This is a genomic window from Corynebacterium anserum (assembly GCF_014262665.1).
Classification (GTDB): domain Bacteria; phylum Actinomycetota; class Actinomycetes; order Mycobacteriales; family Mycobacteriaceae; genus Corynebacterium; species Corynebacterium anserum.
In genome coordinates this window covers 183728-199637 of sequence record NZ_CP046883.1, presented here as the reverse complement: position 1 = coordinate 199637, position 15910 = coordinate 183728, and the positions used below count along the sequence as shown (strand labels likewise).

The 15910-nt window shown below is 57.9% G+C and carries 8 protein-coding genes and 1 pseudogene; 6 read left to right on the top strand and 3 right to left on the bottom strand.

The window, feature by feature from the left end:
* Positions 1-17: 17 nt before the first annotated feature.
* Positions 18-3602, top strand: a complete 3585-nt coding sequence (locus GP473_RS00740; protein WP_186276961.1) for an alpha-(1->3)-arabinofuranosyltransferase — start codon at positions 18-20, stop codon at positions 3600-3602.
* Positions 3603-3726: 124 nt separating this feature from the next.
* Here GP473_RS00740 and GP473_RS00735 read toward each other — a convergent pair whose 3' ends face one another.
* Positions 3727-4905, bottom strand: a complete 1179-nt coding sequence (locus tag GP473_RS00735) for an acyltransferase family protein (RefSeq protein WP_186276960.1) — start codon at positions 4903-4905, stop codon at positions 3727-3729.
* A 161-nt stretch (positions 4906-5066) separates the two neighbouring features.
* On the opposite strand from GP473_RS00735, the gene pgfA reads away from it, so the two are divergent.
* Positions 5067-6284: a cell envelope lipid trafficking protein PgfA gene (gene pgfA / locus GP473_RS00730; protein WP_185769621.1), complete on the top strand. Its 1218-nt coding sequence runs from the start codon at positions 5067-5069 to the stop codon at positions 6282-6284.
* A gap of 254 nt (positions 6285-6538) precedes the next feature.
* Positions 6539-8209, top strand: a pseudogene (locus tag GP473_RS09655) (MmpA family trehalose lipid delivery protein); the annotation flags it as partial.
* On the opposite strand, the gene GP473_RS00725 reads toward GP473_RS09655, so the two are convergent.
* On the bottom strand, positions 8192-9457 hold the full coding sequence (locus GP473_RS00725) for a glycosyltransferase family 4 protein (RefSeq protein WP_185769622.1): 1266 nt from the start codon (positions 9455-9457) through the stop codon (positions 8192-8194). The pseudogene GP473_RS09655 and the gene GP473_RS00725 sit on opposite strands and share 18 nt — an antisense overlap.
* A 79-nt stretch (positions 9458-9536) precedes the next feature.
* Between GP473_RS00725 and GP473_RS00720 the strand changes: the two genes are divergently transcribed.
* From GP473_RS00720 to GP473_RS00710, 3 genes are all read left to right on the top strand, one after another.
* Positions 9537-10343 (top strand): class I SAM-dependent methyltransferase, encoded by an 807-nt coding sequence (locus GP473_RS00720; RefSeq protein ID WP_186277228.1) that lies wholly within the window; start codon positions 9537-9539, stop codon positions 10341-10343.
* 305 nt (positions 10344-10648) lie between these two features.
* Complete coding sequence (locus GP473_RS00715; protein ID WP_186276959.1) at positions 10649-11878, top strand: acetyl-CoA C-acetyltransferase; 1230 nt, start codon at positions 10649-10651, stop codon at positions 11876-11878.
* 60 nt (positions 11879-11938) lie between these two features.
* Complete coding sequence (locus GP473_RS00710; RefSeq protein WP_186276958.1) at positions 11939-14209, top strand: 3-hydroxyacyl-CoA dehydrogenase NAD-binding domain-containing protein; 2271 nt, start codon at positions 11939-11941, stop codon at positions 14207-14209.
* A gap of 93 nt (positions 14210-14302) precedes the next feature.
* Here GP473_RS00710 and GP473_RS00705 read toward each other — a convergent pair whose 3' ends face one another.
* Complete coding sequence (locus GP473_RS00705; protein ID WP_186276957.1) at positions 14303-15859, bottom strand: YeeE/YedE thiosulfate transporter family protein; 1557 nt, start codon at positions 15857-15859, stop codon at positions 14303-14305.
* Positions 15860-15910: the final 51 nt, after the last annotated feature.

The following is a 15910-nucleotide window of genomic DNA, read 5'->3' as shown; positions in this document are numbered from 1 at the left end:
TTAGTCCCGTTTCTCGTTTGACCCACCGCGCATGGTTCTTCTGGTTCCTTGCGTGGCTCCTTTTCGCGTTTCTCCAAGCCCCAGGGCTGACGGTCGCTGACACGAAGCACGATCTGACCGCCAATCCATGGGGCTTTTTAGGGCAGGCTTTATCGCCATGGACTGATGTGTTCCCCCTGGGACAGCTCCAGAATCAGGCCTATGGTTACCTGTTTCCGCAAGGCCTGTTTTTTGCCCTGTTCTCCTGGGCTCCCGACTGGATCACGCAGCGCTTATGGTGGGCGCTTCTGCTATGCCTGGCTTTTTCCGGCATGGTGAAGGTTTTAGAGTGCGCTGGCATCGGTTCGCGCGGCTCGCGCGTCCTCGCCGGTGTGCTGTACGCCCTCTCCCCGCGCATTCTCACCACCCTCGGAGCGATCAGTTCCGAGGCGTGGGTCGTTGCCATCGCCCCGTGGGTGTTAGTTCCGGTTATCTGCATGGCGGAGTCACGACGTCCCGCTTACATCCGGCTCATGGCCCTCAGCTCCGCCTTGGCCATTCTGTGCCTGGGCGCTGTCAATGCTGTGGCTACGGTGGTTGTCGTTATTCCCGCCCTAGTGTGGTGGATCAGTTCTGTTACCCGGAAAACCTCCCGAAAAGCAGCACTCCGATTCGGGGCATGGTGGGTGCCCGCCAGCATATTCGCCGCATTCTGGTGGGTAGGACCACTGCTGGTGCTCGGAGCCTATTCCCCTCCCTTCACAGACTTCATCGAATCTTCCAAGTTGACCACTCGATGGCTCAATGTATTGGAAGTTCTGCGGGGCACCACCAGCTGGACCCCCTTCCTATCCACCGAACGCGTGGGAGGCTACGCGCTAGCTACCCAACCCGTATTCATCGTGAGCACCCTGCTCGTAGCTCTCATCGGCCTATGGGGGTTAGCCCAGCGCACCATGCCCCAGGCACGCCGTTGGCTAACAATCCTGGCCATCGGTGCTCTGGCCATGATCCTGGCCTTCGAACCTTTCTCCCCGGTGGCAGGAACCTACCGCAACTTCCTCGATGGGGCGGGAGCTGCGCTGCGAAACCTGCACAAGTTTGATCCGGTGGTTCGGCTCGCTCTCATGGCTGGTTTTTCCCATGCGCTACGGAATATTCAATGGCCTGGAACTTCAGGGAGTCGCTGGCGGCTGTGGTTCAATCCGGAGAAGAACCCCACGGTAGTGAGAGCTATTGCCACTACTTTGCTCGTGGTTCTAGCCACCGCGCCTGGTTGGTCGGGCCGCATTGCCCCCGAGGATGGTTTCACTCGCGTTCCCAGCTACTGGCAAGAAGCCGCCGACTGGCTGAACGATAACGCCGACGGCGTAAACCAAGCAGACCACCAAGTAGCGCGCACGATGATCCTGCCGAAAGCGCGCTTTGCTCGCCAAACGTGGGGTAATACCCGTGATGAACCCGCGCAGCCCCTCCTGGATGTGCCGTGGGTTGTCCGTGATTCTGTTCCTCTTGTACAACCGGAAGCCATTCGCGGTCTCGACGGCGTGCAACGCGAATTAGAGTCCGGTGCCGCCATCCCCACGTTGGCGGCCACGCTATGGAACCAGGGGGTGGGTCAACTACTGGTGCGGACGGATCTGACAAAGAGTTCCGATACACCCGGGTCGAAGGGAATTGTGCGCACCATAGAGACATCCGGCGGTTTCAAAGAAGTGGCCTCTTTTGGCGACGGCCAAGGAGGGGATGGCAAATCCCCAGCCATTCGTATTTTCCATGTGCAACCCCCACAATTCGGTGATTTCTCTCAGGCTATGGGCACGGCAGGTGATCTGCGAATCGTCGATCGAGATCAGGTCGAGACAGTGGCCGCCGGTCCAGAATCTATGTCCCGCCTAGACCAAGCAGACGCAGCTTTGGGTCGCACTGGAGCGGCCCGCACCCGCCTATTAGCAGGTGAAGACAATCCGGACGGCAATGCAACCAGTGCACAAGACTTGCAGACAATCACTGACACTCCGGCCGTGCGGGATCATAATTACGGCAACGTCACCAACGCGGATTCCGACATTCGCAGCAAAGATGACCGTCACCAAATTTTCAATCCTGTCACGGATTACCCAGTCCGGGGCGCTGACACATTGACCCAGGTTGAAGGCCATGGTGCCGTCATAGCCTCCAGCTCAGCCGCCGACCCGACAGGTTTTGGCGGTGCCACGACTATCAGCGGCCTCAACGCCGCAGTCGATGGAGAAAAAGAAACCGCCTGGCGCCCGAGCCAGGGAAACACCAGCGGTGAATGGCTGGAGTTGCACACTCCAGATTCCCACAGAAGTTTCTATCTGACATTCACCACCCAAGGTTCCCCGGCGCGCGTACAGGTCAGTTCACTAAAAAGAGACGCCGAGTCTAATCCCTACTCCAACAAGGAGACTCAGGAGGAAATACAGACCTCCACCACTGTCACCACAAGCCCAAAGAATCCGACGAAGGTGGCGTTGCCTATCGCAGAAGCTAACGCGGTACGCATCACCATTCTCACCGCATTCGGCGACTTCGGAATCTCCGAACTCAAGCTGGTCGATGGACGCACCGGGGAGGACTACACCCCCACGCGCACCATCACAGTTCCGGAATTCGGCATGGCCACTCAAGCGGAAGGCCGCACGGTCAACCGTTGGGTGTTCGGGCAGGAAATCGCCGAGGGCGTCATGAAGCGCACGTTTACGCTCCCTGAGCGTTCCGGAGGTATGGGCGTGGCTCCGAACGGCTCTACGGCACTGTTGGTTCAGGCAGATTCCTGCACCACTGATACCCCAGATACCGCAGACTCAGCCATCACCATCGATGGAGAAGACCATACCTGCGGCCAGGTCGTCGAGCTTACGCCAGGCCAGCACACAGTCTCTTCCACCCATCGTTGGGTCTCTCTGAGCGTTGCGGAGCCTCTGTATGCACAGGCGGTTATGAACGCGGGGGTGGCGCTTCCCGTTCTGACAACCACCTCCGGTGGCGATTCCACCCTCGACGGGGATGAGTTCGACATCCCCGCTTCGGCAAAGGATCGCATCATTTTCACCCCCAGTGATACCAACACGGCTCGGAAGGGAACTCTGCACGCGGCAGATGGGACGTCGCTGGAGTTGAAACCGATCACCGTCAATGGGTGGCAGCAGGGCTGGATCATCCCCGCTGGGGCATCCGGCACCTTTAGCGTGAATTTCGCTGCGACCACCATTTATCAAGGATGGCTTGCCGTGGGGCTGCTGTTGGCTCTCATTGTGGTCACCGTATGGTTGTTCATGATCATCCGGCATTGTGGTCTTCTCTCGGAGGAACGACGCCACCGCGACGCGAAACTCTCAACCCCTTCGCAACCACCGGCTGCCGAATCCGCTGAGAATACAACTCCTGCCCCCAAACCTTCTCTGTTCCGGCGACGCACACCCCGTACATATCTCGGTGGCGTATTTTGGGGTACATCTGCTCTTGCCACCATCGTGGCAGCGCGTGGGAACTGGGGTACCCCTAGTTATGCAGGCGATTCTTGGTGGGTTAATGGCTGCCTCAGCATCGCGCTCATCACTGTGTACCTGGCTCACAGTCGCTTCTTCCGCCGCTGACATCCAGTAGCCGAAACCTCAGTTCTCCCTCACACTCGGTCTGGAATTTTCAACTCAGCCTGCGCAACTGGATGCGACCTTCAGCTGAGCCTAGGCTTCCGCACAACCTGAGCGTCAACTTGGTTCAAGAATTAAACGCGGCACGCTGTTTCTTGAGCTCTTTGTTCTTCCTCTGGGTTTCAATGTCGGCCTTCACCTCGTACCACGCGGTGTTAATCCAACGCCGCGCCGGCTCCTCCATCAGTGCATAGCTCAAGGCTGCGACGGGAACCGTGAGCAGGAAGGTCGCAAGCATCACCAGGGCAGTATGGCCGCTGAACAAGTTGATGCCTAGCAGCGGGAATACCAAGGAGAGCAGGGACATGTGCCAGAGAAAAATACTGTAGGACCAACGCCCCAGCGCTTGCATCCACGCACTCTCCAACCATGGCGAACGTGGCGACAAAGCATAAGGCATAATCAGCGACGCGGCAAAAATGGTGCCGTATACCGTACGGCGTGCGAATTCCGCCGGCTCAGCGTGGGTGAGCCCCTCCGGCCCATCCGACGCCGCCACTGCCAACATCGCAAGAGCACACAGCCAGAACACAAAACGATACTTAGCAATCCACCGCACCGCCACCGGGCGGAGTGTGCCTTCCAATTCCGCGGAGAGAAACCCTACGGCAAACCACGCCGCAAATGCCGGGGGCATGATGTGGGGATTCAGTTCACCCGGCCCTGGAGCATGTGCAAAAGGGGGAAGAAAAGCCCAGCCGTAGCTGATTAATGCCACAGCCGCGATGCAGATCATCCTCACCCGCCAGCTTCTCCTCCCGAACAACGCAGCGATGAAGGGGAGGACTAAGTAGAACGCCATCTCCACAGACAACGACCACAAGTGTGTCAGGCCACCCAGCAACCCCCCAGAGACGTAGATCTGCACCAGGAAGATATTGGAGATCACTTCCAGGACACTGGGAGAACCCGCCACCGGGAAAAGGAGCAGAACCAGGACAACCGTGGTCAGATAGGCGGGCATGATGCGACCTATGCGTTTGACGTAATAACCAAGCAGAGAGAGGCGGTTGTTGGCGTCGGCCACATTGAAAGAAAAATCGGCACGGTGCCGCCGCCACAGCAGGAAGCCAGACAGAGCGAAGAAGACGGGCACAAAGAAATCTGTGCGCGCCATCATGCGGTTAAAGAGGGAACCCGTGTCCGCTCCAGTCTGAAAAGCCACGTGAGTGACGATAATTCCGCAGCAAGCTATCGCGCGGAGGCCTTCGAGTGCCGGTAGAAACGGCGTGGATGTTTTAGCCATAGTGTCTCGGAGACATCGTATCCGAAGGTTGTTTCTAAACACGCCGAAAATAGAAATATGTTCATTTTTGCTTGCATACTGTTTTCGTTCGCTAAAGTATGACCAGTTGCGTGCCATAAGGCACACATGTTTTACACATCCAACGGTCAGGAAATGAGTCAATGAAGAAGATTCTCTCCTTCGCGCTGATCTTCCTGGGCACCGCTTCCCTGGTGTTCGCGATCGCGCTTCCAACCTACGTTGTTCCTAAGGGCAAGGTAATCCCTTTGAACACCGTGTCCTCCTCAGGCACTGTACCAACCCCAGGCATTCTGTTAGATTCCTCCGCAGTTGCTGCAGATAAGCCTCTAAGCAAGAACGCTTCCAAGCCGGAATGTAAGGGCAAGAATCCTGAGGTCTCCTGCTTCATCGGCAAGGACACCCCGGTACAGTCCCAGCGTTTCGTTGTGGTTCAGGAACCTTCAAACAAGGACATCGTCACCCTTGAGGTCGGTAACTCCGTGATCCGTACGGATCGCAAGGAACCACAGAACCTGCTCTCTGCGTCTGTCGAGCGCATCCAGCTGGATCGCAAGACCCAGCTGCCAGTCGAAGATCCCGTCTCCACTGTGGATCTTCAGCCAGGTGAGGCTCAATCTAGCGAGGGCGGCTTCAAGTCCTCCAATGAGCCATTCGTACGCCCAGGCGTTCAGTACCAGTTCCCAATGGGCACTGACAAGAAGTCCTACCCATACTTCGACATTCAGACCATGACCACGCACGATATCGACTTCGTGGGAGAAGAAGATCTCCGCGGTCTGAAGACTTACCGTTTTGAACAAGACGTCCCACCAGTCGAAATTTACCCTGGTATTCACGACATGCTGGCTGCCGACGGCAAGATCGACAAGGCTGACGAAGCAGCTCTATCCACCCTGCGCCTGACCTTCCCTGCAAAGAAGTGGGGCTTGAAGAAGGATGACATCAAGCCATCCGCAATCAAGAAGAAGGCCGAGGGCGCTGCAAATAGCGAGGACAAGGACAACCCTGATGTGGAGATGTCCCGCTACTACACCATCAAGCGCATCATCAATGTCGAGCCAAAGACCGGCATGATCGTCATGGGCCAGGAAGAGGTCTGGATGTACTACGCGCAGGATCAGGACGAGGCTAATAAGCTCGCCGAGCCTGAGAACCGCGAACGTGAGATGGCTAACCCACAGCGCACCGCCATGTACTTCCCAGGCAAGTGGTCGGACGCAACCGCAGAGCGCATTAGCGCCAAGGCCAAGGAAAACGCTGATCGCCTCACCACCATGGGCACCACCCTCCCATGGATCCTGGGCATCGTCGGCATCCTGCTTGCAGTTATCGGCTTTGTTCTCCATCGCCGCTCCTAGTCACAGGGGAAGTTCTTCCCCAGCGGGAAGATATTCCTTTCACGCTCAGAGTGCTTCATCAACTCTGACGGCGTAATGAGGCAGAGGCTGCGAGAAACACCCCAGCTCACCCGCACACTGGGGTCCTGACCTCTCAGGTTGCGGAGGATGCTGTTCCCAGCCTCGCCCCACTTCCAGCCCGTGGCTTCCTCACCGGAAGTCACGGGCGTCTTTTTGCTGTTCTTTTCCTGTACCCATTCACCTTTACCTAGGATGTGGGTGTGCCCACTCGCCCAACTTCCTCGCAGACCTCCGCGTTCTCTTTAAACCACCTCTCTCCTTCAAAGACGCACAACCGCCTCATCATCCCCTTATGGGCAGTGTGCGTATCGGTGGTCACGCTCTGGCCCTTCTGGAAGGGGCTCTTTCTCTCCCGCGAAAACTACGCATACATGGTCAGGGACATGATGATCCCCTATCACATGCCGTTGAATGATCTGGCAAAGGGAATCTCCGAAGGCGCGCCCCGAGCGGTTCCGCAGGATACAATCCTGGCGTTATTCTCACCGATAATCCCCGCCACGGTATTTACCTCCTGGTTCATCGTGTTCTGCAGCATTCTGGGGGTGATTTTCAGTGCTCGGTTGGTGGAACATACGGCACATGCAGCTCTACCTATCCAGATGGTTGTCTCTCTATTCACCATCTGGAACCCCTACAGCATCGAGCGTCTGCTCCAAGGCCATTGGACCGTAGCCACGGCGGCATGGCTACTTGCCCCGTTGGCGTATTTCTCCATCGCTGGGCTGCGGGGCATGCAGAAAATCGCGCTGGTTTTCTGCGCTTTCACGCCCACAGGATGGTTCCTCGGAGGGGTGATTGCGCTGGCATTCGAACGTCGCACACGCTATCGCCTGGGTACTCTCGTGACTCTCGCTGTACTGGCCCTGCCGTGGGCACTCATCACCGTCATCAACAACCCCAACGTCAAATCCGATTCCTTATCCGTGCAGGCTTTTGCCGCCCGCGCGGAAGAGGGCGTGGGCACGCTTGGTGGCCTCGCGGGTCTGGGAGGCATCTGGAATGCGCAAGCAGTTCCTTCCTCCCGTACCGCGCTCGTCGCCTGGCTCAGTGTGGGGATCTGTGCATTCATGTTGATCGGCTTCCGGCAGCTCTGTCGTGCGTTTCCGGTCGTCGCGGGAATCACCGTAGCCTGCATAGTCATACCTTGGCTCTTGTCCACCACCAGCGGGCTAGTGGTGGCCGGAATGTTCGTGGAACATATCCCAGGCGCTGGTCTCTTTCGAGACTCTCAGAAATTCGTCGCCCTGGCGTTGCCAGGGATGGTACTGATGTTCGCCTATGCGTTGCAGAGCGTCGCCCCACCACAGAAATCCGCTTCGTCAAAAAACATCACCCGGGTGTTGAGTGCGGTCTTGGCCGCATTGGTGATCGCTACCGTGCCCACGTTCCCACGCGACGTCCGCCCACTGGAACAACGTGCACTCAACCCGGCGTGGCAGCGCATCGTAGAGGCAGTATCTAGTTCTCCAGATCATTCGACGCTACTGCTGCCTCCAGGCAACTATCGCCTGGACAACGGAGTTCCCGTGCTCGATCCAGCATTGAAACTCATGCCCGGACGCCCGCTCGACCCCGGGTACCTCATCGTCAACGACCAGTTGGTGGACGGGAATCCAGACACCATGCACCTGCTGAGATTGACCATGCGCGGCGAAGACATCCTCGCTAAGAATGCGGTGGAGTGGGTGGTCGTGGATCGTACCTCCCCACACTCAGGCGTAGATATAAGCAAGGCAGATCAAGTGCTGAGCCACCACCGCCTCGTTGTCCGTGATAGCGGGCTCGAGCTCTACCACGTTGCTCACCCTACGTCGTTGCCACACACGCAGTCCGTCATGCCACTGCTAGTGGGCATGACCATGTTCGGGCTGGTCTTCGTGCTGGGACTGGGGTTGGCGCTGTGGCAATTCCTGGCGCGGAGCTCGCATCATCGGCGCTGGTGGCGTTGGGGAAACATCAGCGGGCGGTAGTCCCGCCACTTCCCGGAGAATTGATTCCCACGCACGGCCGGTGGCCTTCCAACTAAACCCGTCCGCGCGTCCGAGGGCCGCCTTCCCCATCTTCTTCATCTCCTCCGGGTTATCCAACAACCACTCCACCGCGTTGATGAGGCCTCCCTCGGAGCCAGCCAATAAGCCGGTTTCACCATCCACGACAGAATCACGCAAACCCGCGGAAGACTTGTAGCCCACAGTCGCCACACCGTGCTGAGCTGCTTCCACAACAGCCAGCCCCCACCCTTCCTTGCGTGACGGCATGATGTGTAGATCTGCCCGCTGCAAAATACGGTGCTTCATTTCTTCCGTGACATGACCATGGAAGATCACATATGGCTCAATGCCGAGATCATGGGCATACTCCCGTAGTTTCTTGGCCCACCAGCCATCGCCAATCACGTCCAAGCGAATATTTGGGTGCCTACGTACCAGCGCAGCAACCGCATCCATGGCGTGCTCTACCTGCTTGTGGGGAACTAGACGAGAAAGCGTGACCAGGTGCACGGTGTTACTAGTGGCGTCGCCCTCAAAGTCAATCGGTGGCAAAGGATCCACGCCATTCCGCACAATCTCCACATGATCCTCATCCACCCCCAGGCCCACCAGCTCATCGGCAGATGGACGGCTCACAGTCACCCAACGCGACGCGCGATGAACCCACGGCGAAATCTTCGACTCAATCAACCAGCCAATTCGTGACAGAATAGGGCCGGCCACAGACCACTGCTCACGATGGCAGTGGTGGGTGAGCACGATAGTCGGCGCTGCTGCCACCAGAGTGGCAAAAAAAGGCACGCCATTTTGCGTATCGACGATCACATCGGCATCTTTGAAATCCCTCAGCGGGCCGATGCCACAACGAACGGCCAGGAGAGCCGCTAGCGCCCGGGGGTACACACTGAGATTACTTCCGCCACGGGAGAACAGCACTCCCTTGGATTCAGGGGTCTCTCGAATCACTTCGCGGCGCGCGGAACCTGGGTAACGGGCGGTGCGGAACACTACCTCGTGGCCTTGTTCGGCAAGATAATGTGCAACACGCTCCAGGTACCTCTCGCTGCCTCCACCTTCTGGGTGGTTCGTGTCTCTCCAGCAAAGAAGTACTACTTTCATGATGTGTAGTACCTTACCGGCTGAGACATTTTGTGCTGGGAGAATAATAAAAATGCTGAAAAAGACCTCACAATCCTCCATGAAACTGCATGCCGCCCTGCGCATTCCAAAGGTTCTGCAACCATGGAAAAAGCAGGCCCACCTGCGCCGTTCCTTCGCGCTGCTCGACTCATTTAAATATGAGCAACCAGATCCCGACCGCTTCTACGGACTGCTTGCGCGAGACACCGTGCGCCTCATTGAAGCCATCTGGAAAGGCAGCGGCAAGGAGTCTTTAACTGGCACCCGCATCCTCGACGTAGGCGGAGGACCCGGCTACTTCGGCGTGGCATTCGACAAGGCAGGCACCGATTACATCACCTGTGAACCCGACGTCGGTGAGATGGCAGCAGCCGGCATCACCTTGCAATCCTCTGTCCGCGGTTCCGGGCTAGATTTACCGTTTCGCGACAGCGCTTTTGACATCACATACAGCTCCAATGTCGCCGAACACGTGCCGGAGCCTTGGCGCATGGCCGACGAAATGCTACGCGTGACGAAGCCGGGTGGGGTAATGATCTACAGCTACACCTGCTGGCTAGGCCCCTTCGGAGGCCATGAGACAGGGCTGTGGGAGCACTATGTCGGTGGTGAATTTGCCGCTCGCCGTTATAAGAAGAAGCACGGGAAAGAACCGAAAAATCGGTGGGGTGAAAGCCTCTTCAACGTGGGGTGTGCCGACGGCTTAAGGTACGCCGAACGCATCAGCGGTGAGGCTGAGCCGCGCGCCGAACTTCTCGCCGCTTTTCCTCGCTACCATCCGTGGTGGGCCTGGTGGATGGTTCACATCCCTGGGTTCCGCGAGTTTGCGGTGTCTAACTTAGTTCTGGTTTTCCGCAAAAAGTAGCAGGAATTTTTACGTATATTTCCTACGCATATTTCCATCGTAAAAACATAGGCAAAGCATGTGCTTTCGTTTGTCATGTAGACGAAGCGGGCGCTTGGGGGATGGGGGTACTAAAAACACATATTGGTACAACTAAATTGTCCTTTCTTAGGTAGAGTGACGTATGACACACGGAAGCGGCCGTGTTGGCTTGGAACACTTTTGGCGTCGAGATAAGACACAACCTCAACCCCGCCGCCCACAGGATCCAATCCAGCACCGGCTCTCTCCACAACCAACAAGAAGATTGGAACCTAAGGAACGTCATGACCAGTACCACTGGCGCCCCAGAGGCCTTCATCTACGACGCAGTCCGCACCCCGCGTGGCAAGGGCAAGCCGGGGGGCTCTCTCCACACCGTCAAGCCTGTTGATCTACTCAGCGGCCTCATCGAGGCACTCCTCGAACGCAATCCAGGACTCAACCCAGAACGCATCGATGACATCATCGCAGGCTGCGTAACCCCAGTCGGAGACCAGGGCATGGACATCGCCCGTACCGCCGCACTGAACGCCGGCCTCCCCTTCACCGCAACCGGTGTTCAGGTTAACCGCTACTGCGCGTCCGGCCTGACTGCCGTGAACCTCGCCGCTCAGAAAGTCCGTTCCGGTTGGGACGAGCTCGTTTTTGCCGGTGGCGTGGAGTCTATGTCCCGCGTCCCTATGGGTTCCGACGGCGGCGCTCTCGCCCTGGACCCTGCCTCCAACTTCCACAATGACTTCATTCCGCAGGGCATCTCCGCGGATATCATCGCCACCCTCGATGGATTGAGCCGTGAAGACATTGACGGACTGGCAGTTCGCTCCCACGAGCGCGCAGCCAAAGCCTGGGAAAACGGTCACTTCGACCGCACCGTCGTCCCCGTCAAGGACATCAACGGCGTGACCCTTCTGGATCGTGATGAAACCATTCGCCCAGGAACCACCATCGAGAGCCTGTCCGGCCTGCGTCCAGCTTTCGCTGCTGTCGGTGAACAGGGCGGTTTCGACGCCGTTGCCCAAACCAAGTACCCACAAATCGAGCGCATCAACCACATCCACCATGCCGGTAACTCGTCCGGCATCGTAGACGGTGCCGCCCTGATCGCTGTGGGCTCTGAAAAGGCCGGCTCCGACATGGGTCTGGAACCACGCGCCCGGGTGGTGTCCGTTGCCACTACCGGCGTAGAGCCAACCATCATGCTCACCGCCCCAGCCCCGGCGGCACGCGCCGCTCTGGCCAAGGCCGGCCTGAAGCCTGAGGACATCGACGTATGGGAGATCAACGAGGCCTTCTCCTCCGTTGTGCTGCGTGCACAAAAGGAACTCAACATTCCAGACGAGAAGCTGAACATCTCCGGTGGCGCCATCGCAATGGGTCACCCACTGGGAGCAACGGGCGCCATCATCACCGGCACCGCCGTAGACGAGTTGCACCGCACTGGTGGCCGTTACGCACTCATCACCCTGTGTGTTGCTGCCGGTATGGGCGTGGCCACCATCATCGAGCGCGTGTAAGCGCGACTCCCCTTTTTCCGAGATAACACTCACACCTGAAAGACACATACAGGAGAAACAATGAGCGACAACATGTTCAAGTGGGAGATCGACGCTGACGGCATCCTCACCCTGACCATGGATGATCCCAATCAGCCGGTCAACACCATGAATGACACCTTCTTTGCCGACTTCCCCGCCACCATTGACAAGGTAAAGGAATCCGTGGAGTCTGGCGAAGTCAAGGGTGTCGTAATTAGCTCCGCTAAGTCCACCTGGTTTGCTGGCGGAGATATCAAGTCCATGATCACCGCAGGACCGGACGATGCCGCACCACTAACTCAGCGTCTCAACGACATGAAGGCCACGATGCGCACGCTAGAGACCCTAGGCGTTCCCGTGGTCGCTGCCTTGAACGGCACGGCGCTGGGCGGCGGCCTGGAAATTGCTCTGGCCACCCATCACCGCATCGCTACCGACGCCAAGGGTGCCAAGTTCGGCCTCCCCGAGGTCACCCTGGGCCTGCTGCCTGGCGGTGGTGGCGTATCCCGCGTGGTACGCATGCTGGGTCTGCAGGATGCGCTGCTCAAGGTGCTAACCACCGGGCGTCAGTTCAATGCTGAAGCCGCAGTCAAGGCTAGTCTGGTGGATGAAATCGCTCCAGCAGACTCGTTGATTGACACGGCAAAGCAGTGGATCAAAGACAACCCGGATGCAACCCAGCCATGGGATGTTAAGGGTTACAAGATCCCTGGTGGCACCCCAACCACCCCAGCCTTGGCAGCCATTTTGCCATCCTTCCCGGCGAACATCACCAAACAGCTCAAGGGTGCACCGATGCCTGCTCCACAGGCCATCCTTAAGGCCGCTGTCGAGGGTGCCCAGATGCGCAATATCGAAGAGGCAACCATCATCGAGACTCGTTACTTCGTCGAGCTCGTGTGCGGTTCCACCGCGAAGAACATGATGCAAGCGTTCTTCTTCGATCTACAGCACTGCAATGGCGGCGGTTCCCGTCCACAGGGTATCGAGAAGAAGAAATTCAAGAAGCTCGGTATGGTTGGCGCTGGCATGATGGGCGCCGCCATCGCTTATGTGGCGGCTAAGGCCGGCATGGAGGTTGTCCTCAAAGACATCGAAATGGCTGCTGCCGAAAAGGGCAAGAGCTACTCCGAGAAGCTTGAAGCTAAGGCTCTGGAACGCGGCCGCACGACCGAAGAGAAATCCAAGGCTCTGCTGGATCGCATCACGCCATCCGTGGATTACTCTGATCTCGGGGATTGCGACATCGTCATCGAGGCCGTGTTTGAGAACACCGAACTCAAGCACAAGGTCTGGGCCGAGATCGAGGCCGCCGTGCCTGAAGACTGCCTCTTGGGTTCCAACACCTCCACTCTGCCAATCACCGAACTGGCCGCTGGGGTGACACGTCCGAAGGATTTCATTGGTATTCACTTCTTCTCCCCCGTAGACAAGATGCCTCTCGTGGAGATCATCAAGGGTGAGGAGACATCGGATGAGACCGTTGCCGCTGCCTTGGACTTCACGGGCCAGATCCGCAAGACCCCAATTGTGGTGAATGACTCCCGTGGTTTCTACACCTCACGCGTCATTGGTTTCTTCCTGAACGAGGCTATGCGCATGTTGGCTGAGGGTATCGATCCATCCGTGATTGAGGCCGCTGGCCGTCAGGCCGGTTACCCTGCTCCTCCGCTGCAGCTGCAGGACGAGTTGAACCTCAAGCTGGCTCGCAAGATCGGCTCTGAAACCCGCGCAGCTCAGGAAGCTGCCGGCATCAAGGTGGACGATGGCGGCGTGACCGAAATCGTCGATAAGATGCTGGACGAGTACGACCGCCCTGGCAAGCTCGAGGGCAAGGGCTTCTACGAGTACAACGAGGAAGGCCGCCGTAGTGGGTTGTGGCGTGGCCTGTGGGATCAGCTCGGTGCGGGGTCTGTGAAGGTTCCCGACGCAGAATCCACCACCTCCGGCCATGGCCTGGATACTGCAACTGGTGAAGGTCCAGCCCTGATCGATCTCATCGAGCGCATGCTCTTCTCTGAGGCTCTGGAAACTCAAAAGGTCATCGATGAGGGCGTTCTCATGTCCGATGCTGATGCCAACATCGGTTCCATCATGGGCATTGGTTTCCCAGCCTGGACTGGCGGCACCCGCCAGTACATCAAGAATTACGCTCGTCCAGCTGCCGCTGCCCTGCCTGAGGGCAAGGTCGCAGATGTTGATGGTGGTGACTACCCAACCACGGGCGTAGCTGGCTTCGTTGCCCGCGCTGAAGAACTCGCCGCTAAGTACGGTGAGCGTTTCACCCCGCCAGCGTCTCTAAAGGGCTAAATCGCCGGTGGTGAACCGCTTCACATCGGCTAGCTCAGCATGTGCTAGCCGATGGAGCGGGGACGTCACTCCCCCGTGGTGACGGGTCTTTTCTCAGCCCTTCTTCACCGTGATGGTCCAGCCGGCCTCGCCCGTGGCTTCAAAATTAGTGACCTCATGGCCATCGACAGACGCCCAGCGTGGAATGGAATCTGTAGCCTGAGTGCAATCAAAATCGATGACCAGTTCCTCTCCCGGCTCCAAGAGCTTCATTGCATCTTTGGCGTCAAGCAACGGGAACGGGCACACAGCTCCCAAGGTGTCGAGTGCATACTGCCCGGCTCCTAAGGAACGCAGACCAGCAATACTCTTCGATTCCTCAGCGGAGCGAGCCTGTGGCTTCAGTCCGGTTGCGCCTGCCACGTCCGTTTTATCTACTACGTCCGTTGTGTCTGCCACGTCGGTTTTGTCTGCCACATTGGTTTTTTCTGCCACATTGGTTTTTTCTGCAGTCAAAACACCGCCACCGGTTGACCCCGCTAACACGCCTGGGGCAATGGAAATATCAAAGGTAGACGGGGAAACCGAAAGGCTGGCAGAGGTAGCGTCGGGGGAAGAAGAGACGGCCGGCTCGTTGCCAGCGATGCTAAACTCCGACGGCTTAAGCCACAGCTTCGCTCCCACCCAAATACCCACGGCGATGAACGCGAGGCCAACCCAACCCTGGTAGCTGAACAAAGAGGTCTGCACCATGCCGTTGCCCACGTTGCAACCACCGGCCATCACTGCGCCAATACCCATCAACGCTCCACCGCAAACGGAGCGTGTGGCTTGTGTTGTATCAGGCACACGGACACGAAATTCACCGGAGGCCTTCGCCGCGATGAAAGACCCCACCAATAGCCCAAGAACCAACAAGGTACCCCAGTTGAGGCGCGCCGTATCTCCGGTGGTGATGAATCGAGCGACATCGGACGAGGGGGTGGTGATGCCTAGACCGGAGTTGCGCCCAGTCGCGGCAGATAACGGCCAAGCGATCACCCCCAGCAATCCCACAACCACCGCTGTGCTGTAAAAGTGCCACGGCTTCTCCGTAAGGATATGGGCCACTCCACGCTTCTTCGGAGCCAGAGTGGCCATCCGCGGGCGATGCTTTTCCTGCTTAAGGAAGTGGACGGTCAGATAGGCCACCAACGCAGAAAAGGGAACAATGAGCCACCACCTGGAAACCCCCAAGGTGCCGTGGATTGTGGATTGCTCAATGGTCCAAGAGGTCGCAGCCCGGTCTAGCCAAGTGAGAGCGCCTGCGTTCATGGCGGCTGCAGTCAGCGCATACATAGCTAAAGCAATCCACGAACCAACTAGCCCTTCACCAGAGCGATACCAGGTACCAGACGCACAGCCACCGGCAAGAATGATTCCCATGCCAAAGAGGGTTCCACCGATCACCACAGCCAAGGGAGCAAAGTCCTTCACCGCAGGGGTAATGATCCCCGCTGAGCTTAGGGCACCGAGACCGATGGCGTGAACGGCAATGACGATGAGTAATGCATTAAATCCGCGCCACGAGTTCTGGGTGAAAATATCGCGAATCATGCCTGTCACACAGAAGCGTCCGCGTTGCATGACAAATCCGAGAACGACGCCGAGGGCGAGGCCGGTAAGAAGCATGTCAGACCTTTCTTCCTATCGTGAGTGCTGGGTTATGGGGTTCGGGGTGCT

Coding starts and splice junctions, on each gene's coding strand:
- GP473_RS00735 (WP_186276960.1), bottom strand. CDS start 4,905: ATGGCTAAAACATCCACGCCGTTTCTACCGGCACTCGAAGGCCTCCGC.
- pgfA (WP_185769621.1), top strand. CDS start 5,067: ATGAAGAAGATTCTCTCCTTCGCGCTGATCTTCCTGGGCACCGCTTCC.
- GP473_RS00725 (WP_185769622.1), bottom strand. CDS start 9,457: ATGAAAGTAGTACTTCTTTGCTGGAGAGACACGAACCACCCAGAAGGT.
- GP473_RS00720 (WP_186277228.1), top strand. CDS start 9,537: ATGAAACTGCATGCCGCCCTGCGCATTCCAAAGGTTCTGCAACCATGG.
- GP473_RS00715 (WP_186276959.1), top strand. CDS start 10,649: ATGACCAGTACCACTGGCGCCCCAGAGGCCTTCATCTACGACGCAGTC.
- GP473_RS00710 (WP_186276958.1), top strand. CDS start 11,939: ATGAGCGACAACATGTTCAAGTGGGAGATCGACGCTGACGGCATCCTC.
- GP473_RS00705 (WP_186276957.1), bottom strand. CDS start 15,859: ATGCTTCTTACCGGCCTCGCCCTCGGCGTCGTTCTCGGATTTGTCATG.